21 protein-coding genes are annotated in these 25,761 nt (G+C 72.6%); 11 read left to right on the top strand and 10 right to left on the bottom strand.

Going from position 1 to position 25,761, the window contains the following annotated elements; genetic code table 11:
- The first annotated feature begins 93 nt into the window (after nucleotides 1-93).
- Nucleotides 94-735 carry a hypothetical protein gene (locus BX285_RS39125; RefSeq protein ID WP_179852624.1) on the top strand — a complete coding sequence of 214 codons (642 nt, stop codon included), beginning with the start codon at nucleotides 94-96 and terminating at the stop codon, nucleotides 733-735.
- Nucleotides 736-791: 56 nt separating this feature from the next.
- Complete coding sequence (locus BX285_RS37130) at nucleotides 792-1,811, top strand: hypothetical protein (RefSeq protein WP_183107009.1); 1,020 nt, start codon at nucleotides 792-794, stop codon at nucleotides 1,809-1,811.
- 75 nt (nucleotides 1,812-1,886) lie between these two features.
- Here the strand turns inward: BX285_RS37130 and BX285_RS05580 are convergent, their stop codons facing one another.
- Nucleotides 1,887-3,314, bottom strand: a complete 1,428-nt coding sequence (locus BX285_RS05580; protein WP_121177276.1) for a CCA tRNA nucleotidyltransferase — start codon at nucleotides 3,312-3,314, stop codon at nucleotides 1,887-1,889.
- A 392-nt stretch (nucleotides 3,315-3,706) separates the two neighbouring features.
- Between BX285_RS05580 and BX285_RS05575 the strand changes: the two genes are divergently transcribed.
- The 7 genes from BX285_RS05575 (at nucleotide 3,707) to trxA (ending at nucleotide 14,497) form a co-directional block, all read left to right on the top strand.
- Nucleotides 3,707-6,214: a DUF6049 family protein gene (locus tag BX285_RS05575; protein ID WP_121174599.1), complete on the top strand. Its 2,508-nt coding sequence runs from the start codon at nucleotides 3,707-3,709 to the stop codon at nucleotides 6,212-6,214.
- Between the two features lie 58 nt (nucleotides 6,215-6,272).
- Nucleotides 6,273-8,789, top strand: coding sequence for a murein biosynthesis integral membrane protein MurJ (gene murJ / locus BX285_RS05570; RefSeq protein WP_121174598.1), 2,517 nt, complete (start codon nucleotides 6,273-6,275; stop codon nucleotides 8,787-8,789).
- Between the two features lie 303 nt (nucleotides 8,790-9,092).
- A complete protein-coding gene (locus BX285_RS05565) occupies nucleotides 9,093-11,108 on the top strand; it encodes a protein kinase family protein (RefSeq protein ID WP_121174597.1) in 2,016 nt (671 codons plus the stop codon).
- A 60-nt stretch (nucleotides 11,109-11,168) separates the two neighbouring features.
- On the top strand, nucleotides 11,169-11,903 hold the full coding sequence (sigM, locus tag BX285_RS05560) for an RNA polymerase sigma factor SigM (RefSeq protein WP_097236940.1): 735 nt from the start codon (nucleotides 11,169-11,171) through the stop codon (nucleotides 11,901-11,903).
- Nucleotides 11,900-12,895 (top strand): hypothetical protein, encoded by a 996-nt coding sequence (locus tag BX285_RS05555; protein ID WP_121174596.1) that lies wholly within the window; start codon nucleotides 11,900-11,902, stop codon nucleotides 12,893-12,895. The genes sigM and BX285_RS05555 overlap by 4 nt, the downstream gene beginning before the upstream one ends.
- 173 nt (nucleotides 12,896-13,068) lie before the next feature.
- Nucleotides 13,069-14,034, top strand: a complete 966-nt coding sequence (gene trxB, locus BX285_RS05550) for a thioredoxin-disulfide reductase (protein WP_097236938.1) — start codon at nucleotides 13,069-13,071, stop codon at nucleotides 14,032-14,034.
- Between the two features lie 136 nt (nucleotides 14,035-14,170).
- Nucleotides 14,171-14,497, top strand: a complete 327-nt coding sequence (trxA, locus tag BX285_RS05545) for a thioredoxin (RefSeq protein WP_097236937.1) — start codon at nucleotides 14,171-14,173, stop codon at nucleotides 14,495-14,497.
- Nucleotides 14,498-14,585: 88 nt separating this feature from the next.
- Here trxA and BX285_RS05540 read toward each other — a convergent pair whose 3' ends face one another.
- From BX285_RS05540 to rpmH, 9 genes are all read right to left on the bottom strand, one after another.
- Nucleotides 14,586-15,203 carry a GNAT family N-acetyltransferase gene (locus BX285_RS05540; protein WP_097236936.1) on the bottom strand — a complete coding sequence of 206 codons (618 nt, stop codon included), beginning with the start codon at nucleotides 15,201-15,203 and terminating at the stop codon, nucleotides 14,586-14,588.
- Between the two features lie 116 nt (nucleotides 15,204-15,319).
- Complete coding sequence (locus BX285_RS05535; protein WP_097236935.1) at nucleotides 15,320-16,408, bottom strand: ParB/RepB/Spo0J family partition protein; 1,089 nt, start codon at nucleotides 16,406-16,408, stop codon at nucleotides 15,320-15,322.
- On the bottom strand, nucleotides 16,405-17,376 hold the full coding sequence (locus BX285_RS05530; RefSeq protein WP_257032507.1) for a ParA family protein: 972 nt from the start codon (nucleotides 17,374-17,376) through the stop codon (nucleotides 16,405-16,407). Before BX285_RS05530 ends, BX285_RS05535 begins: the two co-directional genes overlap by 4 nt.
- 234 nt (nucleotides 17,377-17,610) lie before the next feature.
- Nucleotides 17,611-18,450: a 16S rRNA (guanine(527)-N(7))-methyltransferase RsmG gene (rsmG, locus tag BX285_RS05525; RefSeq protein WP_097236934.1), complete on the bottom strand. Its 840-nt coding sequence runs from the start codon at nucleotides 18,448-18,450 to the stop codon at nucleotides 17,611-17,613.
- 178 nt (nucleotides 18,451-18,628) lie between these two features.
- On the bottom strand, nucleotides 18,629-19,162 hold the full coding sequence (locus BX285_RS05520) for a R3H domain-containing nucleic acid-binding protein (protein WP_097236933.1): 534 nt from the start codon (nucleotides 19,160-19,162) through the stop codon (nucleotides 18,629-18,631).
- Between the two features lie 82 nt (nucleotides 19,163-19,244).
- The gene (yidC, locus tag BX285_RS05515) at nucleotides 19,245-20,399 is read right to left on the bottom strand and encodes a membrane protein insertase YidC (RefSeq protein WP_097236932.1); all 1,155 of its coding nucleotides are present in this window, start codon (nucleotides 20,397-20,399) and stop codon (nucleotides 19,245-19,247) included.
- Nucleotides 20,396-20,767: a membrane protein insertion efficiency factor YidD gene (gene yidD, locus BX285_RS05510; protein ID WP_257032506.1), complete on the bottom strand. Its 372-nt coding sequence runs from the start codon at nucleotides 20,765-20,767 to the stop codon at nucleotides 20,396-20,398. The genes yidC and yidD overlap by 4 nt, the downstream gene beginning before the upstream one ends.
- The gene (gene rnpA / locus BX285_RS05505; RefSeq protein WP_097236931.1) at nucleotides 20,764-21,192 is read right to left on the bottom strand and encodes a ribonuclease P protein component; all 429 of its coding nucleotides are present in this window, start codon (nucleotides 21,190-21,192) and stop codon (nucleotides 20,764-20,766) included. Before rnpA ends, yidD begins: the two co-directional genes overlap by 4 nt.
- Nucleotides 21,193-21,210: 18 nt before the next feature.
- Entirely contained in the window at nucleotides 21,211-21,348 is a 138-nt protein-coding gene (gene rpmH / locus BX285_RS05500) for a 50S ribosomal protein L34 (protein ID WP_030059672.1), read from the bottom strand.
- A gap of 353 nt (nucleotides 21,349-21,701) precedes the next feature.
- Between rpmH and dnaA the strand changes: the two genes are divergently transcribed.
- The gene (gene dnaA / locus BX285_RS05495; RefSeq protein ID WP_097236930.1) at nucleotides 21,702-23,555 is read left to right on the top strand and encodes a chromosomal replication initiator protein DnaA; all 1,854 of its coding nucleotides are present in this window, start codon (nucleotides 21,702-21,704) and stop codon (nucleotides 23,553-23,555) included.
- Between the two features lie 973 nt (nucleotides 23,556-24,528).
- On the top strand, nucleotides 24,529-25,659 hold the full coding sequence (dnaN, locus tag BX285_RS05490; RefSeq protein WP_097236929.1) for a DNA polymerase III subunit beta: 1,131 nt from the start codon (nucleotides 24,529-24,531) through the stop codon (nucleotides 25,657-25,659).
- The last annotated feature ends 102 nt before the right edge of the window (nucleotides 25,660-25,761 follow it).

Below are 25,761 nucleotides of genomic sequence, written 5' to 3'. Positions count from 1 at the left end.
ATCCCCCGGGACTCGGGACGAATGGCGTCGGACCGAGTCGCTAAGGTGTCAGACCTGTCGGAGCGACAGCACTCTGTCTCGGGGGACGAACTGATGAGCACACCACCCAACCCGTACGGGCCGCCGCCCGGCGCATCGCCGTACGGTGCGCCCGTCCCCCCGCCGGCCGCGCCCTACGGACCTCCCCCGTCCTACGGGCAGCCCCCGCAGCCGGCCCCGCCCGGCTACGGGCCACCGCCGGCGTACGGGCAGCAGCCGTACGGCCAACCGCCGCACGGGCAGTCGCCGTACGGGCAGGCACCGTACGGCCAGCAGCCGCCCGCCGGGCCCTACGGCCACCCGCAGCCCGCCGCTCCGGCACCGGCCGCACCCGCGAAGAAGCTCGGCACCAAGTCCAAGCTGAAGGCCGTCGGCCTGGTCGGCGGCGGCATAGCCCTGGCGGTCGGGTACTTCGTCGCCGGGCCGAGCGTCAGCAGCGCCAAGCCCGGCGACTGTGTGCGGGTGAGCGGCTCCCGTGATGTCGAGATCGTCAAGTGCACTGATTCCAAGGCGAATTACCGCGTGCTGTCGAAGTTCGAAGGCACCACCGACGTGAACCGCTGCAAGCAGACCCCGCAGACCACGAGTGCCGTCTCCGGCAAGAGCGGCCGCCGCTGGAACAAGAAGCGGTACGTGCTCTGCCTCGGTCCGATGACGCCCACCACCACCGGCGTCCCGCCGGTGAAGAAGTCCTGAACTCTTCCGCCACTCCTTCCCGGGGGACCACCTTGTCCGTTCCGCCACCGCCCCAGATGCCGTACGGTCCGCCACCCGGCGACGGCAACCCGTACTCCTCCGGCGGCGCCTACGGCGCACCGCCCCCGCCGCCCGGCCAGCCCGGCCCGCCGCCGCCCGGCTACGGCTACCCGAGCCCCCCGCCGCCGCCCGAGCAGGCCTACGGCTACCAGCAGGCCGCGCCCGGCTACGGGTACGGGTACCCGCCGCCGGGCCCGACGGACGGCGTGACCTGCCGGTTCTGCGGCGGCTACCCGGCGGTGCAGACCACCGTCCGCGGCCACCAGGGCCTGCTGGTGGCCTACCGGATGCTGCGGATGTCCGGCCCGTTCTGCCGCACCTGCGGCACGGCCACCGTCCGCGACATGTCCGCCCGGACCCTGGTCCAGGGCTGGTGGAGCCTGGTGTCGTGGCTGCTGACCCCGATCACCCTGCTGCTGAACCTGATACCGCACAACAAGTTCAAGCAGCTGCCGCCGCCCGTCCCGGGCACCCACGGCCCGCAGCTCGACCCGGGCGTGCCGCTGACCCGCCGCCCGCACATCGCCATGCTGGTGGTCCCGGCCTCGCTGGCGGTCACCGTGGTGCTGGCCGCCACCGGGGTGCTCGGCCCGACGAAGACCGACAACCCCTCCGACCCGATCATCGCCGCACCCTCGCCGGCGGCCTCCACCTTCACCTTCACGCCCCCGCCGGCCTTCCCCTCGCCGACCTTCACGCTGCCGGTGGTGCCGAGCATCACCCTGCCGCCGGTCACCACCCCGAGCGACCCGGCCGACGGCGTCGACTCGGCCAAGGCCGGCGACTGCCTGCGCAACGAGAACGGCACCACCGGCGCGACCACGGACACCCACCCCAAGGTCTCGGTGCTGGCCTGCACCGACCCCAAGGCGCAGTACAAGGTGGTCTACAAGTACCCGGCCACCTCCGACGAGAAGGTCTGCGAGCAGCAGCCGAAGGCGGACAGCTGGTACACCCGCACCTACACCAACCTCCCGGCCCTGAACTACGTGCTCTGCCTGAAGAGGCTCAAGTAGCCCGGCCCACGCGCGAGGGGTGGCCCCGGCCGAGTGCCGGGACCACCCCTCGCGTCGTCGTGACCGGGGCCGGGATCAGCCCTGCTGCTGCTCCGCCCACCAGGCCCGCAGCGCCGCGACCGCCTCGTCCTGCTCCATCGGGCCGTGCTCCAGCCGCAGTTCGAGCATGTGCTTGTACGCCTTGCCGACCTGCGGACCCGGCTTGAGGTCGAGCAGCTCCATGATCTGGTTGCCGTCCAGCGCCGGGCGGACGGCGTCCAGCTCCTCCTGCTCCTTCAGCTCGGCGATCCGCATCTCCAGGGAGTCGTAGGTGCGCGAGAGCGTGGCCGCCTTCTTGCGGTTGCGGGTGGTGCAGTCGGAGCGGGTCAGCTTGTGCAGGCGCTCCAGCAGCGGCCCGGCGTCGGTGACGTAGCGGCGCACCGCGGAGTCGGTCCACTCGCCGCCGCCGTAGCCGTGGAAGCGCAGGTGCAGCTCGACCAGGCGCGAGACGTCCTCGATGAGCTCCTTGGAGTACTTGAGGTCGCGCATCCGCTTGCGGGTCATCTTGGCGCCGACCACCTCGTGGTGGTGGAAGGAGACCCGGCCGTCCGACTCGAAGCGGCGGGTGCGCGGCTTGCCGATGTCGTGCAGCAGCGCGGCCAGCCGCAGGGTGAGGTCCGGGCCGTCCTGCTCCAGCGCGATGGCCTGCTCCAGGACGGTCAGCGAGTGCTCGTAGACGTCCTTGTGCCGGTGGTGCTCGTCGCGCTCCAGCCGCAGCGCGGGCAGCTCGGGCAGCACGTGGTCGGCCAGGCCCGTGTCGACCAGCAGCCGCAGGCCCTTCACCGGGTGCTTGGCCAGCAGCAGCTTGTTCAGCTCGGCCTGGACCCGCTCGGCGGAGACGATGGTGATCCGCTCGGCCATCGCGGTCATCGCGGCGACCACCTCGGGCGCCGGGTCGAAGTCGAGCTGGGCGGCGAAGCGGGCGGCCCGCATCATCCGCAGCGGGTCGTCGGAGAAGGACTCCTCGGGGGTGGCGGGGGTGCGCAGCACCCGGGCCTCCAGGTCGTCCAGGCCGTGGTGCGGGTCGACGAAGCCGCGGCCGGGCAGGTCGACGGCCATCGCGTTGACCGTGAAGTCCCGGCGGACGAGGTCCTGCTCGATGGTGTCGCCGTAGGTGACCTCCGGCTTGCGGGACGTGCGGTCGTACGCCTCGGAGCGGTAGGTGGTGATCTCGATCAGGAAGGAGCCCTCGGCGGTGTCCTTGCGGGCGCCGACCGTGCCGAAGGCGATGCCGACGTCCCAGACCGCGTCCGCCCAGCCCTTGACCAGCTTGAGCACCTGCTGCGGGCGGGCGTCGGTGGTGAAGTCCAGGTCGTTGCCGAGCCGGCCGAGCAGCGCGTCCCGCACCGAGCCGCCGACCAGCGCCAGCCGGTGGCCGGCCGCCTGGAAACGGCGGGCGATCTCGTCGGCGACCGGCGACACCCGCAGCAACTCTTGCAGCCCCAGGGCCTGGGCCTCGCTCAGGCCTGGGACGACCTGGACGGCGGTGCTGGAACGGTCGGTGCGCGCGGTGGGCTCATTGGCAGTGGACACGGCTCACAAGGGTACGTGCCCCGGAAGGTCAACCGCCCGCGCGTTTCGGGCGTCCTATCCCACAGCCCGCAACACTGCATCCCGGGCTGCATCGTTACCATGCCGGTGGACGAGTCTCGGGCACCGGACAGGGGATGCGGTGTCGCGCGCCGCCACGGCCTGCGGGACCCCGCGGCAGCGGTGCGGCGGCGTCGGGCGAAGAGTTCCAGCAGAGTTCCAGGCATTTCAGATTTTCCAAGGGTTCCAAGCGAAGAACGCCGGGCGCACCGCGCCGGGCGACCAGCATCAGCGGCACGCGATCGAGAACGGCGAGGGCGAAGCGAGTGAGTGAGCCGACACGGCACTCGGGCCTGGGGGCGCACCGACAGCCTGGACGGGCCGACGGCCCCGCCGGACGACGTCATCCCGTCCGTCGTGCGGGCCTGCGCCTCGCCGCCGCCTGCGCGGCCGCCCTGACCGTCCTCGCGGCCGCCCCGGCCGGTGCGCTGCCCGCCGGCGGCGACGTCCGGTCGGCGGCCGACTCCACCGCCTCGGCCGAGTTCCCGGTGGTCCTGACCATCGAGACGCTGGCCCCGCAGGTCGCCGCCCCGAACGGCACCGTGACGATCAGCGGGCACGTCACCAACGCCGGCAAGTCGGCGCTCAAGGGCGCCCACGCGGCCGTCCGCAAGCCCGGCCGTCCGCTGGACCGGCGCAGCGACCTGACCAGCGTGGCCGGGCGCTCCACGCCGAGCTCCGCGGACGGCGTGGAGCTGGAGAGCCCGCAGTACGCCCTGCCCGAGCTCAACCCGGGCCAGACCCTGCCGTACACCCTGAGCGTCGCGGTGAACGACCTGGGGATGTCCGCGAGCGGCGTGTACGAGCTCGCGGTGGACGCCTGGGGCTCGACCGCCGACAACGCGCACGACCGGCCGCTGGGCATCGCCCGGACCTTCCTCCCGTACAACCCCGGCGGCGCCGAGGCGCAGCCGACCAAGGTCGCCACGATCTGGCCGCTGGTGCACGCGCCCGTGCTGGCCGCGCAGACCGTCGCCGACAACGACCAGTCCGTCCCGGTGCTGCACGACGACAGCCTCGCCACCGAGTTCGCCCCCGGCGGGCGGCTGTACGAGCTGGTCGACACCGGCGCCAAACTGAACGGCCTGACCTGGGTGATCGACCCGGACCTGCTGGACGCCGCACTCGCGATGACCAGGCCGTACCGGGTGCAGAACCCGGGCACCGAGTCCGCGGGCAAGCCGGCCCGGGAGGACAACACCGTCCTGGTCAACGGCTCGGCCGCCGCCACCGCGTGGCTGGACAAGCTGCGGGCCGCCGTCGCCAAGCCGGGCAGCCAGGTGGTCTCGCTGCCGTACGCCGACCCCGACCTCGCCTCGATCGCGCACAACGGCGCCGACCTGACCGCGGTGACCACCGGCCTGGGCAAGGCGGCCACGGCCGGGCGGCTGACCGTCGAGGGCCGGCTTTCGGTGGACACCCGCTCCGACGTCGCCTGGCCTTACCAGGGCTACGTCGACCAGCAGATCGCCGGCCTCGCCCAGCAGGCGGGCAGCGGGCTGCTGCTGGTCAACGGGGCGAGCATGCCGGAGCCGGACTCGCTCAACTACACGCCCTCCGCGGTCCGCCCGATCGGCAACGGGCAGAGCGCCGTGGTCGCCGACGAGACCGTCTCCGCGCTGTTCCGCGGGGACCTCGGCGCCCCGAAGGACCAGACCGAGGCGACCCAGCGCTTCCTCGCCGAGACCTACGCGATCACCCACGAGCAGCCGCAGAACCAGCGCAGCCTGCTGGTCATGCCGCCGCGGGACATGACCGTCAACACCGCCAAGGTGCTGGCCAACGCCCTGCAGACGGCCTCCGACAAGTGGATCAGCCCGGTCAAGCTGGACGCCGTGGCGCAGTCCGCGCCCGACCCGAAGGCCAACACCGGCGTCCCGGCGGCCGCCGACTACCCGAACCAGGTCCGGGCCTCCGAGCTGTCGGCCTCCGACCTCACCGGCACCGCCGACATCCAGTTCGGCCTGGACACGCTGATGCGGGTGCTCACCCTGCCCCAGCGGGTGCGCGGCCCGTTCAGCGCCGCCATGGTCCGCTCGCTCTCCACCGAGTGGCGCACCCAGGCCCCGGCCGGCGCCGCCTACCGCACCGGTGTCACCAAGTACCTGACCGAGCTGACCAACGCCGTCCAGGTGCCGCCGAAGAAGGTGGTCACCCTGGCCGGCAACACCGGCCTGCTCCAGGTCAGCGTCCGCAACGACCTCACCCAGACGGTGACCAACCTGAAGCTGGTGCTCACCTCGACCCAGCCGAACAGACTGCGGGTGGGCAAGGAGGAGGAGCTGGTCCTCCCGGCCTCGCAGAGCGCCACCCTCCGCTTCCAGGCCGAGGCGCACAACAACGGGCCGGTCAACATGACCGCCCAGCTGTGGACCACCGGCCCCAACCCGCGGCCGTACAGCGCCCCCCAGCCGTTCACCGTGGAGGTCACCTCGGTGACCAACGGCGTGCTGTACGTCTTCGCGGGCGCCGGCCTCCTGCTGCTGCTGGCCGCGCTGCGCTTCATGCGCCAGCGCAAGCGGCGCGGCGGTCAGCCGCACGAGGACGGCGACCAGCCGGTCGGGGACGCCCCGGCGACGGGCGGGGCCGCGGCCCGGGTGCCGACCGCGGACGGCACGGACGAGGGCGGGGACGGCACGGACCAGGCCGCCGGCACGGCCGACGGGGACGGACCGGCGGGCGGCGAGACCGGTGACGGTCCTGCGCAGACACCGCGCGGGAGCAGCCCTGATGGCCGGGATCGGGCCTCCAGTGATGAGAAGGTTGGTCCTTGATACCGCCGACCCCCCGCAACGCCGGGCCGGCCTCCCCCCACGACAGCGAAGAGGTGACATGACCGGGCGCAGCGAGGAGCGGCCGCCGGGCCGCGGTGAGAGCCGGCCGGGCGCCGAGTCGCCGTCCGGCGACTGGTACGTGGCCGACACCTACGCCCAGGACCCGTACGCGGCCGACGCCTACGGGAACCAGCGGGACGGCCAGGACCCGTACGGTCTGCAGGCCGGTCGCCCGGCCGCCCCGCAGCCGCCGGCCGCCGCGTACGACGTGCCGCCGCAGCTGCCGCCGCAGGCCGGCGGCTACCCGACGCCGGTGCCTCCGGTCCCGTACCCGGCGGCGGAGCGGTTCTCGCCCCCGGTGCCGCCGGTGCAGTCCGGCTGGGACGCCCCGGCGCAGGGCGGCTGGCAGCAGGAGCCGGCCCCGGCTCCGGCCGGCGACCACTGGGGCGGCGCCGAGCAGCCCCGGCAGCAGTGGCAGCCCGGCCCGGCGCACTCCGCCTGGGACAGCGAGACCACCGAGTACGTCGGCGTGGACGCGCTGTTCGGCGACCGTCCGGCGGAGGCCGCGGCCCCGCAGCCGGTGCCGCAGCCCGCCCCGGCCCCGCACGCCACCCAGCACCCGGCCCCGCCGATGGCCGCCCAGGGCGGCGCCCCCGGCACCGTGCCGCCCGGCGCGCCCGCGCCGTACCCGCCGGTGGGCGGTTACCCGGGGCAGCCGCAGCACCTCGCCGCGGACGCCCCGCGCCCCTTCGTGCCGCCGATCGAGTTCGACCCGCCGCTCTCCGAGGAGGAGGCCACCATGCAGGTGGCCGCCGTCGCGGTGCCCCCGGCGGTCGAGCCGCGGGCCGACGTCCTCGCCGAGGAGGAGGCGGCCCGGCAGCAGCCCGCGGCCGCGCCCGCCCCGGCAGCCGGTGGCGGCGGCGGTGGTGGCGGCAAGGTCGCCAACCTGCTGAACTCCAGCGCGCTCATGGCCGCCGGCACGCTGGTCTCCCGCGGCACCGGCTTCGTCCGGACCATGGTGATCACCGCAGCCATCGGCGTCGGCGTGATGGGTGACTCGTACAACGCGGCGAACACCCTGCCGACCCTGCTCTACATCCTGATCGGCGGCGGCGCGCTGAACGCCGTCTTCGTGCCGCAGCTGGTGCGCAGCATGAAGAACGACGAGGACGGCGGGACCGCCTACGCCAACCGGCTGCTCACCCTGGTGATGGTCGGGCTCGGCGGCGTGGTGTTCCTGGCGGTGCTCGGTGCACCCGTGCTGGTCCAGCTGATCGCCCACTCGATGATGACGGACCCGGAGCGCGCCGACACCACGGTCGCGCTGGCCCGCTACTGCCTGCCCACCATCTTCTTCATGGGCATCCACGTGGTGATGGGCCAGATCCTCAACGCCCGCGGCCGCTTCGGCGCGATGATGTGGACCCCGGTCCTCAACAACATCGTGGTGATCTTCACCTTCTCCGCCTACATCTGGGTCTACGGCGGCTTCGGCACCACCCACGTCTCCCCGGAGTCCATCTCGCCCGAGGGCGTCCGGCTGCTCGGCCTGGGCACCCTGGTCGGCCTGGTCGTCCAGTCGCTGGCGATGGTCCCGTACCTGCGGGCGGCCGAGTTCCGCTTCCGGCCCCGCTTCGACTGGCGCGGCCACGGCCTGGGCAAGGCCGCCCGGCTGGCCAAGTGGACGTTCTTCTTCGTGCTCGCCAACCAGGCCGGCTACCTGGTGATCACCCAGCTGTCCACCAAGGCCGGTGAGGCCGCCGCGGCGGCCGGCCACAACGGTGTCGGCCTGGCCGCGTTCTCCAACGCCCTGCTGATCTGGCAGCTCCCGCAGGCCGTGATCACCGTCTCGATCATGAGCGCGGTGCTCCCCCGGCTCTCCCGGGCGGCCGCCGACGAGGACGCCGGAGCCGTCCGAGACGACATCTCCTACGGCCTGCGCACCACGGCGGTGGCGGTCGTCCCGGGCGCGTTCCTGTTCCTCTCGCTCGGCCCGGTGATCGGCCGCTCGATCTACGCGGTCGGCGGCAACCAGACCGTCCTGAACGACGCCACCAACGTCGGCCTGATGCTCTCCGCCTTCGCCCTGGGCCTGATCCCGTACTCGGCCCAGTACGTGATGCTGCGCGGCTTCTACGCCTACGAGGACACCCGGACGCCGTTCTCGAACACCGTCTGGGTCGCGGTCTGCCAGGCCGGCTTCTCGCTGCTGTGCTGGCTGCTGCTGCCCGCCCAGTGGACGGTGGTCGGCATGGCCTTCGGCTACGGCCTCGCGTACGCCGTCGGAGTGACGGTGGCCGTGCCGAAGCTGAAGAAGAAGATCGGCGGCCTGGACACCAAGCGGATCGGCAGGACCTACAGCCGGCTGGCCGCCGCCTGCGTCCCGGCCGCACTGGTCGGCTTCGGTGCCGCCCTCGGCGTCCAGCAGGTGCTCGGCGGCTGGCCGGGCAGCGTGGCCGCGCTGGTGGTGGCCGGCGGCCTGCAACTGGCCGTCTTCGTGCTGATGGCGAAGCGCCTGCGGATCGAGGAACTGAACGCCATGCTGGGCATGGTCCGCGGCCGACTGGGCCGCTGACCGTCCGACGACCGGCCGGACGAGCGGGCGCCCTGACCGGGCGTCAACCGGAGCGCACGGCTCCTCCGCTCGTCCGGCCGAGTGCTGGGCCACCGGCCCGTCCGGGTACGCCCGGCCGCGAGATGGCGACCCGGTGTCGGTTCTGCACCACATCTCTCCACCCGGATGCAACCGAGCGGACCCTTCAGCGGTCGTACCCGGTGGAGAAGAGTGGGCACAATTGTCCTGGAGCACAGGGCCACCAACCCGAGGGCTCCAGCGACTCTCTCAGGCCGGGGCGACACAAGGGGAGGCAGGACCACGGTGGCTGATGGCACCAAGGCGGTCGTCGACACGTCAACAGCTGACGCGGCGGCGGACGAGGCCGCGCTGGCCGCGGCGATCGACCGGCTCGCTGTCGCGAAGGACGCCCCCGGGCGCGCCCGCGCGGACGCCGAGGCCGGGGCCACCGGCTCCGAGGACCCCGCCTCCGAAGACCCCGTCTCCGGGGACACTCCCGAGGACAGCGAGGACAGCGAGGACGGCGAGGACGGCGAGGACGGCGAGTCCTCCGCCGCACCGGAGGACTCCGTCGCCGAGGAGACCTCGGAGATCACCGCTCCGCTCTCGGTCCAGGAGATCCGCGCCGAGCTGACCGCTGACGCCCCCCGGAAGAAGCCGGCCCCCACCGCCGCGCCCGCGCCCGCCAAGCGCCTCCCCACCGACCCGCAGCCCACCTTCGACCCGCGCGACACCGCCACGCTCCCGCGCACCCTCCCCGCCCCGCAGCGCCGCAGCGGCGACAAGATCGGCCACCGGTACCGGCTGGAGGAGTGCATCTCCGAGTCCGAGACCTTCAGCAGCTGGCGCGCCGTCGACGAGAAGCTGCGCCGGGCCGTCGGCGTCCACCTGATGGCCTCCGGCCACCAGCGGGCCCGCAAGGTGCTGGCCGCGGCCAAGTCCGCCGCCCTGCTCGGCGACCCGCGCTTCGTCCAGGTCCTGGACGCCGTCCAGGAGGGCGAGCTGGTCTACGTCGTGCGGGAGTGGCTGCCGCACTCCTCCGACCTGGCCAGGCTGCTCGCCAACGGCCCGATGGAGCCGCACGAGGCGTACCAGATGGTCCGCCAGGTCGCCGACGCCGTCGCGGCCGCCCACCGCCGCGGCCAGGCCCACCTGCGGCTCACCCCGCGCTGCGTGCTGCGCACCGACAGCGGCCAGTACCGGATCAACGGCATCGCGGTGGACGCCGCCCTGCGCGGGCTGCCCGCCGAGGACAGCGCCGAGGACCCCCAGCGCTCCGACACCCGCGCGATCGGCGCCCTGCTGTTCGCCGCACTCACCCACCGCTGGCCGTACCCGGAGGACCGCTACGACCTCCAGGGCCTGCCGAGGGGCCTCCAGAACGCCTCCCCGGACCAGGTCCGCGCCGGGGTCCACAAGGGCCTGTCCGAGCTCGCCGCGCGGGCCCTGTTCGACCACCCGCCGCACCACGCCGAGCCGATCACCACCCCGGAGGAGCTGGTCCGGGCGATCGCGCAGCTGCCCCGGATCCGCCAGCCCGAGCCGGAACTGCCCGCCTTCCCCACCCCGCCCCGGCACAACACCCACGCCCTGCCCACCGCGCCCAACCCGACCCGGGTGGCCGACGCCACGGTCGCCCCGCTGCCGGCCTCCTCACGCCCGGCCGCCGCCCGGCGCACCCGGCGGCGGCTGCGCCGGGTCGTCAAGGCCACCGCCTGGACGGTCGCCCTGGGCGCGATCGGCGTCGCCTCCTGGCAGTTCGTCGACAACCTGCGCCACACCGGGGGCGCCGTCGCCTCCCCGCTGCCCTCGGTCAGCAGCGCCGCGCCCTCGGCCACCCACCCGACGCCGCACGCGCCGGTGCCGATCGCCGTCAAGGACGTGCAGTCGTACACCGCGCCGGGCACCCCCTCCGAGGGGTCGGACAGCCCCGCCAAGGCCGTCGACGGCGATCCGAACACCGTCTGGCAGACCCAGTGGTACGTCGACCAGTTCGGCCCCAAGCCGCCCGCACGCCGGGCGGGCACCGGTCTGATGATCGACCTCGGCTCGCAGCAGACGGTCTCCTCGGTGACCGTCCAGTTCGCCGGCGAGCACACCGCGGAGCTGCGGGTGCCCGGCACGGGCGCCGCCGCCAGGCCGATGCAGTCCAAGCCGGAGGACTTCACCGTCATCGGCAAGAAGAGCGGCACCACGGTCGAGTACGCCCTGGACAACCCGGTCACCACCCGCTACCTCTTGATCTGGCTGACCGCCCTGCCCAAGAATTCCGAGGGCAACTTCCAGGGCGGCGTCGCCGAGGTCAAGGTCTCCGGCTGACCGGACGGCCGCTGCGATCCGTCGAGCGACGCGCGAACGGACGAGGACCAAGGAGCGGCGGTGACGGACGGCGTGGACCAGACGGACGACGCGACGCTGCTCGCCCGGCACGTCGCCGGTGACCGGGAGGCCTTCGGCCTGCTGGTGAACCGCCACCGCGACCGGCTCTGGGCGGTCGCCCTGCGCACCCTGGGCGACCGTGAGGAGGCCGCCGACGCCCTCCAGGACGCCCTGGTCTCCGCCTTCCGCGCCGCCGCCGGGTTCCAGGGCCGCTCGGCGGTCACCACCTGGCTGCACCGGATCGTGGTCAACGCCTGCCTGGACCGCGCCCGGCGCACCGCCACCCGCCGCACCACCCCGCTCGACGAGGACCCGCAGCGGCTCGACACCCTGGTCGGCGCCGCCGAGCCGGCCGACTCCCCGGTGGTCCGGGCCGAGCTGCACCGCGAGGTGACCGCCGCGCTCGCCGCCCTGCCCGCCGAACAGCGGGCCGCGCTGGTCCTGGTCGACATGCAGGGCTACCCGGTCGCCGAGGCCGCCGAACTGCTCGGCGTCGCGGTGGGCACCGTGAAGAGCCGCTGCGCGCGCGGCCGCGCCCGACTGCTCCCGCTGGTCCGGCACCTGCGGGAGAGCGACGGCGGGACGGGCGTTTCACGTGAAACAACGGGCGCCCCCGGCTCGGCCCCGCCGCCGCGACCGGACGCCCCGGGGAACCCGAAGGCGCCCCGCACCGTCACAGGAACAGGCCCGAGCACCGGTCGGACGATTCTGGAAGGAGACGCGAGCACACGATGAGCGCCCACCTCTCCTCCCCCGACCACGCCGGGGACCACCCGTCGATCGACCGGCTGGCCGACCTCGCCGAGGACCTGGTCGACTCCCCCGACGCCGTGGCGGCGCTGCGGCGGCACCTGGCCGGCTGCGCCGAGTGCCGGGAGACCGTCGAGGCGCTCGCCGGGGTCCGGGAGCTGCTGGGCTCCGTCGAGGCCCCGCCGATGCCCGCCGATGTCGCCGCCCGGCTGGACGCCGCCCTGGCCGTGGCCGCCGCCGGGCGCGACGCCGAGCAGTCCGACCAGGCCGCGCCCAAGCCCGCCGACCGCCCCCAGGAGGCCCCCGCCGCTCCCCGCCGGGCCGCCACCCCGGCCCCGACCGTCCGCACCGCCACGGGGCCCTCCGCGCCGCCCTCCCGGCCCGGCGCCGCCACCGGACCCGGCCGGCCCCGCCCCAAGCGGCGCCGGATCGCCCTGCTGCTCGGCACCGCCGCCGCCCTGGCCGCCATCGGCCTCGGTGGGGCGCTGCTGCTGCACCCCGACGACCGCTCCGGTGGCTCCGCGGTCACCGCAGCCGCCCCGGCCGGCACCACGGCCGCCGCCGACCAGAGCGCCCGTACCCCGCACGCGGCGAGTCCCGGCACGGTCTACGAGGCCGATCGGCTCGCCACCCAGGTGCAACAGCTGCTGGCCCGCTCGGAGACCGCTCCGGGGCTGCGGGCCACCGGGCCCGCCAAGTCCGAGGCCGCCCTCCCGGCCGAGGGTGCCCGGCCGGAGCTCACCTCCCCCGGTTCCCCCTCCGCCTCGCCCTCCGCCGCCCCGTCCCCGTCCGCCTCCACGAGCTGCCCGGCACCCGCCTCCGGCGTCCCGCTGGCCACCGACCGGGGCACCTACCGGGGCTCGCCGGTCGACGTCCTGGTCTACCCGGCGCCCGGCACGCCCGGCTTCGTCGAGGTCTACCTGCGCTCCCCCGACTGCGGCCCGATCGTCCTGCAGCAGACCGTTCCGAGCCGTTGACCGACGGTTCCCATGCGATCCACGACCAGCACGGCACGCCGCTTCCGGAGTCCGGGCACCTGGTACGGATCCGCCTGGGAATGCGAGACACTGGGCAGTCGTTGTCCCGGGCGGCGGAGCAGGACCGCCCTCCCCGCAGCTAACGCGGGTCGCGATGCGAACCAGGAGATGCAGTGAGCGACGTCCGTAACGTGATCATCATCGGTTCCGGCCCGGCCGGGTACACGGCCGCTCTCTACACGGCCCGGGCCTCCCTGAAGCCGCTGGTCTTCGAGGGTGCCGTCACCGCCGGTGGCGCGCTCATGAACACCACCGAGGTCGAGAACTTCCCCGGCTTCCGGGACGGCATCATGGGCCCCGAGCTGATGGACAACATGCGCGCCCAGGCCGAGCGCTTCGGCGCCGAGCTGATCCCGGACGACATCGTCGCGGTCGACCTCACCGGCGACATCAAGACCGTCACCGACTCCGAGGGCAACGTCCACCGCGCCCGCGCCGTGATCGTCACCACCGGCTCCCAGCACCGCAAGCTCGGCCTGCCCAACGAGGACAAGCTCTCCGGCCGCGGTGTCTCCTGGTGCGCCACCTGCGACGGCTTCTTCTTCCGCGACCAGGACATCGCGGTGGTCGGCGGCGGCGACACCGCCCTGGAGGAGGCGACCTTCCTCTCCCGCTTCGCCAAGAGCGTCACGATCATCCACCGCCGCGACACCCTGCGCGCCTCCAAGGCCATGCAGGAGCGCGCCTTCGCCGACCCGAAGATCCGCTTCGAGTGGGACAGCGCCGTCGAGGCCATCCACGGCGACCCGAAGCTGACCGGCGTCACCCTGCGCGACACCACCACCGGCGAGACCCGCGAGCTGGCCGTCACCGGCCTGTTCATCGCGATCGGCCACGACCCGCGCACCGAGCTGTTCAAGGGCCAGCTGGACCTCGACGCCGAGGGCTACCTCAAGGTCGAGGCCCCCTCCACCCGTACCAACATCCCCGGCGTCTTCGGCGCCGGCGACGTCGTGGACCACACCTACCGTCAGGCCATCACCGCCGCCGGCACCGGCTGCTCCTCCGCCCTGGACGCCGAGCGCTACCTCGCCGCGCTGGACGACCTGGAGGCCAAGGCCGCCGCCGTCGCGGTCTGACCCCAGGGCCACCCGACCCACCCCCGCGGGGGTGTTTCACGTGAAACACCCCCTTCCCGGCCAGGCCGAAACAGAACGGGCCCGCCCGTTGTTCACCTGGCAGCAGCCCCCCTCCGTCCTAACCCGAGGAGTTCCCGTGGCCGGCGCCACCACCACCGTCACCGACGCGTCCTTCCAGACCGACGTCCTGCAGAGCGACAAGCCCGTGCTGGTCGACTTCTGGGCCACCTGGTGCGGCCCGTGCCGCCAGGTCGCCCCGATCCTCGACGAGATCGCGGCCGAGCACGGCGACAAGCTGACCATCGCCAAGCTCGACGTGGACGCCAACCAGGCGACTGCCGCCCAGTACGGCGTCATCTCGATCCCGACCCTGATCCTCTACAAGGGCGGCGAGCCGGTGAAGTCCATCACCGGTGCCCGTCCGAAGGCCGCGCTGCTGCGCGAGCTGGACGGCTTCATCTAGGTCGTCAGGACGCCGACCGCACGGAGGCGGGGCTCCCCTCGTGGGCAGCCCCGCCTCCGTCGTTTCCCGGGCCGATTCCCGACTCCTCCTAGAACGGCCGCAGCGCCGGCTCCTTGCGCCCGCCGCCGAGCAGCCGCTCCAGCGCCCCCTCCACGTCCCCCCGCCAGGAGAGCGTGCTCCGCGCCTCCAGCCGAAGCCGCGGGTAGCGGTGGTGCGGCCGGACGGTCTTGAAGCCGACCGCGAGCAGGTGGTCGGCCGGCAGCACGCAGCTGGTCGGCGGCCGCCCGACCGAGCCGAAGGCCTCGATCGCCCGCACCCCGCGCCCGATCAGGTCCTTGGCCACGGTCTGCACCAGCACCCGGCCGAGCCCCTGCCGCTGGTAGCCCGGCAGCACCCGGCTGACCATCAGCTGAACGGCGTCCGGCGAGACCGGGCTGGTCGGGAAGGACTGCGAGCGGGGCACGTACGCGGGCGGCGCGTAGAGCACGAACCCGGCGGGCCGGTCGTCCACGTAGACGATCCGGCCGCAGGAACCCCACTCCAGCAGCACCGTGGAGATCCACCCCTCCTTCTCCAGCTCCGGCTTCCCGGCCTCCACCGCCTCCTTGGCGCTGACCGGGTCCAGCTCCCAGAACACGCAGGAGCGGCAGCCGTCCGGCAGCTCACCGAGGTTGTCCAGCGTCAGCGGAGCGATCCGGCGTCCCATGCCCGTACCTCCTCCTCCACCTCACGGGCGAGCATTCCCCCACGAACACCGATGGGTGCATGTTCCACGTGAAACAGCGCTCACGTGAAGCATGCACCCATCGGTCGGTGCCCGGGTCAGCCCTGCGACAACCGCAGACCGTCCTCACCCGGGGCCATGCTGTCCAGGATCCGGTTGAGGTCCTCGACCGAACCGAACTCCAGCACCACCTTGCCCTTGCCCAGCTTGCCGCCGCGCTGCGACACCTCGACCTTGACCCGGGTGTCGAAGCGGTCCGACAGCCGGCTCGCCAGGTCGTTGAAGGCCGGGGAGATCAGCTTGCCCGCCTTCGGCGCCTGGCGCGCGGGCTTCTGCTCCAGCTTCATCACCTTCACGATCTCCTCGATGTTGCGCACCGTGAGACCCTCCGCGATGATCCGCTTGGCCAGCCGCTCCTGCTCCTCGGCGTCCGGCACGCCGAGCAGGGCCCGGGCGTGCCCGGCCATCAGCGTTCCGGCCACCAGCCGGCGCTGGACGGAGGGCGTGAGCTTCATCAGCCGCAGCGTGTTGGAGACGTGCTCGCGGGAGCGGCCGATCCGCTCGGCCAGCTCCTCGTGGGTGCAGGAGAAGTCCCGCAGCAGCTGGTCGTAGGCGGCGGCCTCCTCCAGCGGGTTCAGCTCGGCCCGGTGCAGGTTCTCCAGGAGGGCGTCCAGCAGCAGCTTGTCGTCCTCGGTGGCCCGGACGATCGCCGGGATCCGCTCCAGCCCGGCCTCCCGGGAGGCGCGCCAACGGCGCTCACCCATGATCAGCTCATAGCCGTCCGCCGCGGTCTGGCGCACCACGATCGGCTGGAGCAGGCCCACCTCCTTGATGGAGTTGACCAGCTCGACCAGCTTGTCCTCGTCGAAGACCTCACGCGGCTGGCGCGGGTTGGGGGTGATCGCGTCCAGCGGCAGCTCGGCGAAGCGCGCCCCGGCGACCTCGGCCGGCTCGAAGGCGCGGTCGGCCTTCTCCCGCAGGCTCCCCGCGCCGACGCGGGCGGCCACCGTCCCCCGGCCGGACGGCAGCACCGGCACGGCGGCCGGCGAGACCGCCCCGGCCGTCACCGTCGAGGCCGGTGCGGGCGCGGCCGTCCCGGGCTGCGCCGCCGCCCCGCCGACCTCCGGCGGAGCCGACGGGAGCAGTGCCCCGAGCCCCCTCCCCAGACCAACCCTGCGAGCGCTCACTGATGACCCTCCGTCGTGCCGTGCTGTACCACCGGGGCGCCGTGCCCCTGCTGGCCGTCCCGCTGCTGCCCCACCAGCGAACCGCCCCGGCCGGCGGCGCGCAGCGCGAGCTCACGGGCGGCCTCCAGGTACGACAGCGCCCCGGTCGAACCCGGGTCGTAGGTGAGCACCGTCTGCCCGTAGCTGGGCGCCTCCGAGATGCGCACCGAGCGAGGGATCGCCGTGCTCAGCACCTCTTGCTGGAAGTGGGTCCGGACCTCTTCGGCGACCTGGGCGGCCAGCCTGGTCCGGGCGTCGTACATGGTGAGCAGGATGGTCGACACGTGCAGCTCGGGGTTGAGGTGCGCGCGGACCAGCTCGACGTTGCGCAGCAGCTGACCGAGGCCCTCCAGCGCGTAGTACTCGCACTGGATCGGGATCAGCACCTCCCGGCCGGCGACCAGGGCGTTGACCGTCAGCAGGCCCAGCGAGGGCGGACAGTCGATCAGGATGTAGTCGAGCGGCTGCTCGTAGGCCGCGATGGCGCGCTGGAGGCGGCTCTCCCGGGCCACCAGCGAGACCAGCTCGATCTCGGCGCCGGCCAGGTCGATGGTGGCGGGGACGCAGAACAGCCCCTCGACGTCGTGCACCGGCTGCACCACGTCGGCCAGGGGCTTGCCCTCCACCAGGACGTCGTAGATGGACGGCACCTCGGCGTGGTGGTCGATGCCCAGCGCGGTGGAGGCGTTGCCCTGCGGGTCGAGGTCGACGACCAGCACCCGCAGACCGTGCATGGCCAGCGAGGCGGCCATGTTCACGGTGGTGGTGGTCTTGCCCACCCCGCCCTTCTGGTTGGCGACCACGATCACCCGGGTGGTGGCGGGGCGGGGAAGCCCCTCCCCCGCTCGGCCGATCGCCTGAACCGCAGCCTGGGCAGCCCGTGCGATGGGCGTGTCATCGATCTGGTCGATGGTCTCCGAGTCCTGCATGGGGGTCAGTGTTTCACGTGAAACCGGAGCGGCAACAGTCGCCGCCCGGTCACGGCGGAGGATGCCCGAGAGCAAGGAGCGACGTTTCACGTGAAACACCATGCCCGCTTTGCCGGAAATCTGACGTTGCGACACTCCGGCTTCCCGGGGGCGCTGCCCGTCACCCGGACGACGACGGGCGGACGGTTCCCCCGTTCAGGAGATCCGTCCGCCCGTGTCGGTCCTCGGCCGAGCTCAGCGGGTGCGGCGCCGCCCGCCCCGACCGCGCTCGCCGCCGTTGCGGGCGGTCGCGTTGCGGCCCGCCCGGGCCGCCTTGGCGCGCCGGGTCGCGGCCTTCACCCCGCCGGGGCTCTCCCCCGCCTTGACCTGGACCACCCGGGTGGAGGTCTCCAGGGTGCCCTCGCCGACCGAGATCACGCTCCACTCGACCGCGCCCAGCTTGGTCAGCCCGGCCCGCGAGTCGGCGAGCTCCTGCTCGGCGCTGTCGCCCTTGAGCGCCAGCATCTGGCCGTGCGGCCGCAGCAGCGGCATGCCCCAGCCGGCCAGCCGGTCCAGCGGCGCCACCGCCCGGGCGGTCACCACGTCCACCGCGAGCTTGCCGATCATCTCCTCGGCGCGGCCGCGCAGCACGGTGACGTTCTCCAGCCCCAGCTCCCGGACGACCTCCTCCAGGAAGGTGGTCCGGCGCAGCAGCGGCTCCAGCAGCGTCACCGAGACGTCCGGACGGGCCAGCGCCACCGGGATGCCGGGCAGGCCGGCGCCGGAGCCGACGTCGCACAGGGTGATGCCGCTCGGCAGCAGCTCGGCCAGCACCGCGCAGTTGAGGACGTGGCGGTCCCAGAGCCGGGGCACCTCACGCGGCCCGATCAGCCCGCGCTGGACGCCCGCGGTGGCCAGCAGCTCGGTGTACCGGACCGCGGCGTCGAAGCGGTCGCCGAACACCTCCCGGGCGGCAGCCGGCGCCTCACCCGGCCCGACCGCCTCGCCCGGCGCAGCCGCCTCGGCGGTCCGCCCCTCGGCGGCCGGATCCACGTCCGACCCCGGCCGGCCGACGGCCGCGTTCTCCGTGTCCATCTCGACCTCTCCGATTCCCCGGATCCACCGACCCGCTCAACGCACTGTTTCACGTGAAACGTCTCCGCCGGGCCGTTCCCCGCGGAAGGGACGACGACCCCGCCCGCACGAGGCGGACGGGGTCGCGTCCGGTGAAGCTCTCCGGCCGCCAGCGCGACCGGTCATCGATCTGTCGGCCTCAGGCCGGCAGCACGACCACGCACCGCTGGGGCTCCTCGCCCTCGGACTCGCTGCGCAGACCGGCCGCGGCGACCGCGTCGTGGACGACCTTGCGCTCGAAGGGCGTCATCGGCCGCAGCTTGACCTGCTCGCCGGTGCTCTTCGCCTGCTCGGCGGCCTCGGCGCCGAGCGTGGCCAGCTCGGTGCGCTTGCGGGCCCGGAAGCCGGCAATGTCCAGCATGAGGCGGCTGCGCTCGCCGGTCTCCCGGTGGACAGCCAACCGGGTCAGCTCCTGCAGGGCCTCCAGCACCTCGCCGTCCTGGCCGACCAGGCGCTGCAGCGCGCGGTCGTTGCCGTCGCTGACGATGGAGACCAGGGCGCGGTCGCCCTCGACGTCCATGTCGATGTCACCGTCGAGGTCCGCGATGTCGAGCAGACCCTCCAGGTAGTCCGCCGCGATGTCGCCCTCCTGCTCCAGGCGGGCGATGACGTTCTCGTCGGCGTCGGCGCCGGCGGCCTCGGCCTCGACGGCGGTGGTGGTGCCTTCCGTCACTGATGGACTCCTTCGGAGATGGGCCCGTCTGGCGGGCCGGGAACGACGCTCTTCGCGGCTGTCACAACAGGCTCGGGGCCGGTCAGGACTTCTTCTTCGGCCGTTGGCCACCACGCTTCGGCTGCTGCCGGGTGCCCTGCTTGGTGCCGGCGGGCTTCGCCGCGGCCTGCTTGGCAGCCGCCGGCTTGGTGCCCGAATCGGCCGGGGCGGCGTCCGCGGGCTCCTCGGCCGAGGCGTCCTTGCTCAGGTCGGCGGTCGGCTGACCGGCGACGCCATGCTGGCGCTGCGACTTGCTCTGCCGACGGGGCTGCTGGCGGCGGGCCTGCACCGACTCCTCGACCGCGGCCGACGCGGCGGTCGCGGCGCTGAGGGCGTCCTTGGACGGGGGCAGCATGCCCCAGAGCGCGCCCTTGATCTCCGTACCGTCCGGACGCAGCCGGCCGGCCTTCTTGAGCCGTGCCTGGCGCTCCTGGAAGGCCTTGCTGCCCGGGGTCGGGTTGTTGTGGATGACGATCAGCTGCTGGCCCATCGACCAGACGTTGGTGGTCAGCCAGTAGACCAGGACACCGACCGGGAAGTTGATGCCCATGACGGCGAACATCACCGGGAAGACGTACATCAGCATCTTCTGCTGCTGCATGAACGGCGTCTTGACGGTGAGGTCGACGTTCTTGGTCATCAGCTGGCGCTGGGTGACGAACTGCGACAGCGACATCAGGATGATCATCACCGCGGTGACGATCTTGACGTTGGTCTCGTCGCTGCCCAGGAAGGTGGCGGAGAGCGGGGCGCCGAAGATGTGCGCCTTGCCGGCACTGACCAGCAGGTCGCCGTGGATGACGCCGATGTCCTGGCCCTTGGCCACCTTGGCGAGCACGCCGTAGAGGGCGGTGAAGAACGGGGCCTGCACGATGATGGGAAGGCAGCTGGAGAACGGGTTGGTACCCGCCTCCTTGTACAGCTTCATCATCTCTTCGGACTGGCGCTGCCGGTCGTTCTTGTAGCGCTCCTGGATGGCCTTCATCTTCGGCTGGATCGCCTGCATGGCCCGGGTCGCCTTGATCTGCTTCACGAAGAGCGGGATCAGGCAGATCCGGATGACGACGACCATGGAGGCGATGGCGAGCCCCCAGGCCCAGCCGCCGTCCGGATCGAAGACGTGGCTGTACAGCGAGTGGAACTGGACGATGATCCAGGACACTGCCGTGTAGAGGGGGCTGAGAAAACCGAAGGTCACCGGTCAGACTCCTTGGACAGGTGGATTGGCCGCACGTGGCCAATGGTCGCCGGGCCCTCGGGGTCCGGACCGGCGGGGGTGGCGGTCACCGGGTCCGCGGTGGCGGACCGGCTCTTCAACCAGTCTCGCAACCGCCGGTGCCACACCGGATGCTTGCGCGGCGGGACGTGATCGACTCCGCCGGGCGTCCACGGATTGCAACGCAGGATGCGCCACGCGGTCAGCCCGCCGCCCTTGACCGCCCCGTGCACCTTCACGGCCTCGTAGCCGTAGTGCGAGCAGGAGGGGTAATAACGGCACACCGGACCGAGCAGTGGGCTGATGGTCCACTGGTAGACCCTGATCAGACCCATCAGCAGGTACTTCATCGCCCTGCTCCCGTCGGCGCCGTGGCGGCGGGCTCGGCCTTCAGCAACCGCTTCAGCGCCGCGTCCAGGTCACGTTCGAGATCCTGGTACGAGGCGGACGCGGCCTGGGGCAGCGCACGCACCACTATCAGGCTACCGGCGGGCAGCCTGGACAGACGATCACGGACGAGATGGCGCAGTCGGCGCTTCACGAGGTTGCGGACCACCGCCGGGCCGACGGCCTTGCTCACGACGAAACCCGCACGCGCCGAAGGAGTCCCCTCGGCGACGTGCGGGCGGGAGTCGCTGGTCCGGTCGGTCTGCCCCTGGGGGTCACCATCTCTGCTGAGATGGACGACCAGAAGGGGCCGGCCTGCCCGGCGACCGCGTTTCACCGCGGTCGCGAAGTCCTGGCGCCGCCGCAGCCGATTCTCGGAGGGCAGCACAACAGATTCTGGCGCGGATCAGGCGGACAGGCTGGCGCGGCCCTTGCCACGGCGGGCGGCCAGGATGGCGCGGCCGGCGCGGGTACGCATACGCAGCCGGAAGCCGTGGGTCTTCGCGCGACGACGGTTGTTCGGCTGGAAGGTGCGCTTGCTCACTCGGGGGCTCCTGAGGTGAATCGTAGGATGACGGGGGGTCGCTTGGCCGTCACCGTGCGTCCGCGTGATCTCCCCTGAATTCGGAAATCCGGCCCATCGCCCCAGTTCGGCTGGGGTTTGAGGCAATCCACGGCGCCCGTGCTGCGCGCCTTATGGAGCGGGTGGACCCGCGGACATGCGGCAGCGGCCATCGACAACTCGACCTGGTTACGGTACGCGGGACGGGGTGCGAGGGTCAAACCAGCCTCCCGGGAGCGGTTTACCCACAGCCTGTGGACAACGACTTGATCCCGCCCTGTTCGCTGACTACCGTTGCAGAACTTGTCTGGTTTGTTCTTGGAAAGCGTGCACCAGTGGCTGATGTCAACAGCGACCTCGTCCCGGTCTGGGCCAGGGTCGTCGAGCGGCTGGTCAGCGACCCCGATGTCGGGGAGATGGACAAACAGTGGGTGCAGCGCACCCAGCCGATGTGGATGATGCACGACACCGCCCTGCTGGCGACCCCGAACGAGCGGGCCAAGCAGGTGCTGGAGGGCCGGCTGCTGCCGCAGCTGACCGAGGCGCTCAGCCGCGAGCTCAGCCGCCCGGTCCGGATCGCCGTGATGGTCGACGCCAACGCCGTGCCGACCACCCCCGCCCCCCAGGCCCCCGCCGAGCCGTACCCCGGCCCGGCCGAGGAGGCCGGCGGCTACGGCGGCCAGGACTACCAGCAGTCGTACGAGCAGGACCAGCCGTACGAACAGGGCCGGCCCTACGGCCAGGAGCAGCCGTACGGGCAGCAGGACTACGAGCGCCCCCGCTACGACACCGGCGGCTACGAGCAGCGCCCGGCCCCGTACGGCGCACCGGCCGCCGGCCCGCAGGGCTGGCAGGGGTACCAGGAGCAGCCGGCGGGCTACCACGAGTCCGAGGAGCCCGCGTCCCGCCCGGCGCCGCGTCCCGTCCCGGGCCCGCCCGCGACCACCCAGGGCGACCTGTTCGGCGGCGCCTACGGCCCCGGCCCGAACGAGCAGCCCCGCGCCGGCGTGGGCCGCCGCTCCTCCGGCTCCCGGCCCTCCGGCGGCCGTCCGGCGGAGAAGGCCGCCCCCGAGCGGTCCGGCGACCGCCCCGCCGTCCCCGGGGTGCCCGCCCCGCCCGGCGCTCCCCCGGCCGGCGGCTCGCGCAAGGACGAGCCGGCCGCCCGGCTGAACCCCAAGTACCTCTTCGACACCTTCGTCATCGGCGCCAGCAACCGCTTCGCGCACGCGGCGGCGGTGGCGGTCGCCGAGGCCCCGGCCAAGGCGTACAACCCGCTCTTCATCTACGGCGAGTCCGGGCTGGGCAAGACCCACCTGCTGCACGCCATCGGGCACTACTCGCGCAGTCTCTTCCCGGGCACCCGGGTGCGCTACGTGTCCTCGGAGGAGTTCACCAACGAGTTCATCAACTCGATCCGGGACGGCAAGGCGGACACCTTCCGCCGCCGCTACCGGGACATGGACATCCTGCTCGTGGACGACGTGCAGTTCCTGGCGAGCAAGGAGTCCACGCAGGAGGAGTTCTTCCACACCTTCAACACCCTGCACAACGCGAACAAGCAGATCGTCCTCTCGTCGGACCGGCCGCCCAAGCTGCTCACCACGCTGGAGGACCGGCTGCGCAACCGCTTCGAGTGGGGCCTGATCACCGACGTCACCCCGCCGGAGCTGGAGACCCGGATCGCGATCCTGCGCAAGAAGGCGATCCAGGAGCAACTCAACGCTCCCGCCGACGTGTTGGAGTTCATCGCGTCCCGGATCACCCGCAACATCCGGGAGTTGGAGGGCGCCCTGATCCGGGTCACCGCCTTCGCCAACCTCAACCGGGCACCGGTGGACCTGGAGTTGGCCGGCATCGTCCTCAAGGACCTGATCCCGGGCGGGGACGAGGACGCAGGCCCGGAGATCACCGCGCAGGTCATCATGCAGCAGACCGCCGCGTACTTCGGCCTGGGTGTGGACGACCTCTGCGGATCCTCGCGCAGCCGCGTGCTGGTGACGGCCCGCCAGATCGCGATGTACCTGTGCCGGGAGCTCACCGACCTCTCGCTGCCGAAGATCGGCGCGCAGTTCGGCGGCCGCGACCACACCACGGTGATGCACGCGGACCGCAAGATCCGCTCGCTGATGGCCGAGCGCCGCTCGATCTACAACCAGGTCACCGAACTCACCAACCGCATCAAGAGCTAACGGCCGCCGCGGGGTGCGGTCCGGAGGGCGTCAGGAGCGATCCTGACGCCCTTTTCGGCTTCCGGCAGGACCGCATTCGGCGGCAGCCACATTCCGCACGTCCACAGGTGTGCATCGCGGGCCGGCTGGGCAGGTTTGGCGTCGACGGACGTTCCGCCAGTCCACAGCCCGCGCCGAACAACTGACCGGTGATTCGAAAACCGGGGGCGCGCACGGCAGTTGTCCACAGGACGGGCGTCTTCCCCACGGTCCACAGGCCGGGGAGCCCGGAGTTATCCAGAATTCGTCCACAGGCCGGTCACCGCTACGCTCTTCCGCGCAGGTCAGGTGCCTGGGGACTTGTGCACAACGGTTATCCACAGGGTGTGGACAATTGACGGCCCGCCAGTGGGCCGTTCGGGTTATCCACCGGTTGTCCCCAGGCCGGCGGGAGTTATCCCCAGGTTGTCCACAGCAGCGTCCACAGTTCGACAACCGTGAGCTGCTGTTCATGCCCTGGTGTGAAAGCCGTCACGAAAAGTTGACCGGCCCCCGTGGATAACCCGGCCCGGATCTGGGGACAGGGCTGGGGATAACCTGTGGATACCCAGCGTGGCCTGTGGGTAACGCTCGGCTGTCCACAGCGGGGCCTGTCCGTCCACAGCCGCCGTCCACACCCACTGTGGACAAAATTCGGGGTCTGACCTGCGGAAACGGGGTTATCCACGGTTTCCACAGGCCCTACTACTACCACTACACATTTAGACCGTGGACTTGCTTTCAAAGCAGGTGGGCGCCGAATCTGTGGACAACCGTGCCCCGACATCTGTTCGGGTTGCTTCCGCCCGTCTGCCCCGTCTGTCGGCGGAGTACGTCAGACTGTCCCTGGCGACTGGAAGCGGAGTGGCAGAGCTCGGTGGACAGCCGAACCGACGATCAAGATCAGACGAACCAGAGTGCGAGCGGGAGCGCTCGATCCAGGAGGCGGTTACCGGTGAAGTTCCGGGTGGAGCGTGACGTCCTCGCGGAGGCGGTGGCCTGGGCTGCCCGCAGCCTCCCGGCACGGCCGCCGGTGCCGGTGCTGGCCGGCCTGCTGCTGACGGCACAGGAGGGCAGCCTGGCGCTGTCCGGCTTCGACTACGAGGTCTCGGCCCGGGTCGAGCTGGAGGCGGACGTCGAGGAGGCCGGCACCGTGCTGGTCTCCGGCCGGCTGCTGAACGACATCTCCCGCAACCTCCCCAACAGGCCTGTGGAGATCTCCACCGACGGCCAGCGGGTCAGCGTGGTCTGCGGCAGCTCCCGGTTCACCCTCCCCACCCTCCCGGTGGACGAGTACCCGTCCCTGCCCCAGATGCCGACCGCCACCGGCACCGTCCCGGGCGACGTCTTCGCCGCCGCCGTCAGCCAGGCCGCGGTCGCTGCCGGCCGCGACGACACCCTCCCGGTGCTCACCGGTGTCCGGGTCGAGATCGAGGGCGACCGGATCACCCTGGCCGCCACCGACCGCTACCGCTTCGCCGTCCGCGAGCTGCTGTGGAAGCCCGAGCAGTCGGACATCTCCGCGGTCGCCCTGGTCCCGGCCAAGACGCTGCAGGACATCGCCAAGTCCCTGGGCAGCGGCGACAACGTCTCCATCGCGCTCTCCTCGGGCGGCGCGGGCGAGGGCCTGATCGGCTTCGAGGGCGCCGGCCGCCGCACCACCACCCGGCTGCTGGAGGGCGAGTTCCCCAAGTTCCGCAGCCTGTTCCCGACGGAGTTCAACGCCATCGCGGCGATCCAGACCCAGCCCTTCCTGGAGGCGCTCAAGCGCGTCTCGCTGGTCGCCGAGCGCAACACCCCGGTCCGGCTGAACTTCGAGGAGGGCGTGCTGACGCTGGAGGCCGGCTCCGGCGACGACGCCCAGGCCACCGAGCGGATCGACGCCTCCCTGGAGGGCGACGCCATCTCGATCGCCTTCAACCCGGGCTACCTGGAGGAGGGCCTCAAGGCCATCGACTCCGCCTACGCCCAGCTGAGCTTCACCACCCCGACCAAGCCCGCGCTGCTCAGCGGCAAGGCGGCGGTGGACACCGAGGCGGACGAGGCCTACCAGTACCTGATCATGCCGGTGCGCCTCTCCGGCTGAGCCGCCCCCGCGCGGACACCCGCGCGTGACCGTCCACAGGCTGTGCACACCCGCTGTGCACAGCCTGTGGACGTCTCCCCCGGTCGGCCCGACCGCAGCCGG

It is taken from the genome of Streptomyces sp. 1114.5, from assembly GCF_003635085.1.
Classification (GTDB): Bacteria; Actinomycetota; Actinomycetes; order Streptomycetales; family Streptomycetaceae; genus Kitasatospora.
The sequence above is the reverse complement of the archived record's forward strand: the minus strand, read 5'-3'. Positions and strand labels throughout refer to the sequence as shown.

Excerpts from the sequence above, each read along its gene's own strand:
- BX285_RS37130 (WP_183107009.1), top strand. The coding sequence starts at position 792 with ATGCCGTACGGTCCGCCACCCGGCGACGGCAACCCGTACTCCTCCGGC.
- BX285_RS05530 (WP_257032507.1), bottom strand. The coding sequence starts at position 17,376 with ATGCAGGACTCGGAGACCATCGACCAGATCGATGACACGCCCATCGCA.
- murJ (WP_121174598.1), top strand. The coding sequence starts at position 6,273 with ATGACCGGGCGCAGCGAGGAGCGGCCGCCGGGCCGCGGTGAGAGCCGG.
- BX285_RS05540 (WP_097236936.1), bottom strand. The coding sequence starts at position 15,203 with ATGGGACGCCGGATCGCTCCGCTGACGCTGGACAACCTCGGTGAGCTG.
- yidD (WP_257032506.1), bottom strand. The coding sequence starts at position 20,767 with ATGAAGTACCTGCTGATGGGTCTGATCAGGGTCTACCAGTGGACCATC.
- rsmG (WP_097236934.1), bottom strand. The coding sequence starts at position 18,450 with ATGGACACGGAGAACGCGGCCGTCGGCCGGCCGGGGTCGGACGTGGAT.
- BX285_RS05555 (WP_121174596.1), top strand. The coding sequence starts at position 11,900 with ATGAGCGCCCACCTCTCCTCCCCCGACCACGCCGGGGACCACCCGTCG.
- BX285_RS39125 (WP_179852624.1), top strand. The coding sequence starts at position 94 with ATGAGCACACCACCCAACCCGTACGGGCCGCCGCCCGGCGCATCGCCG.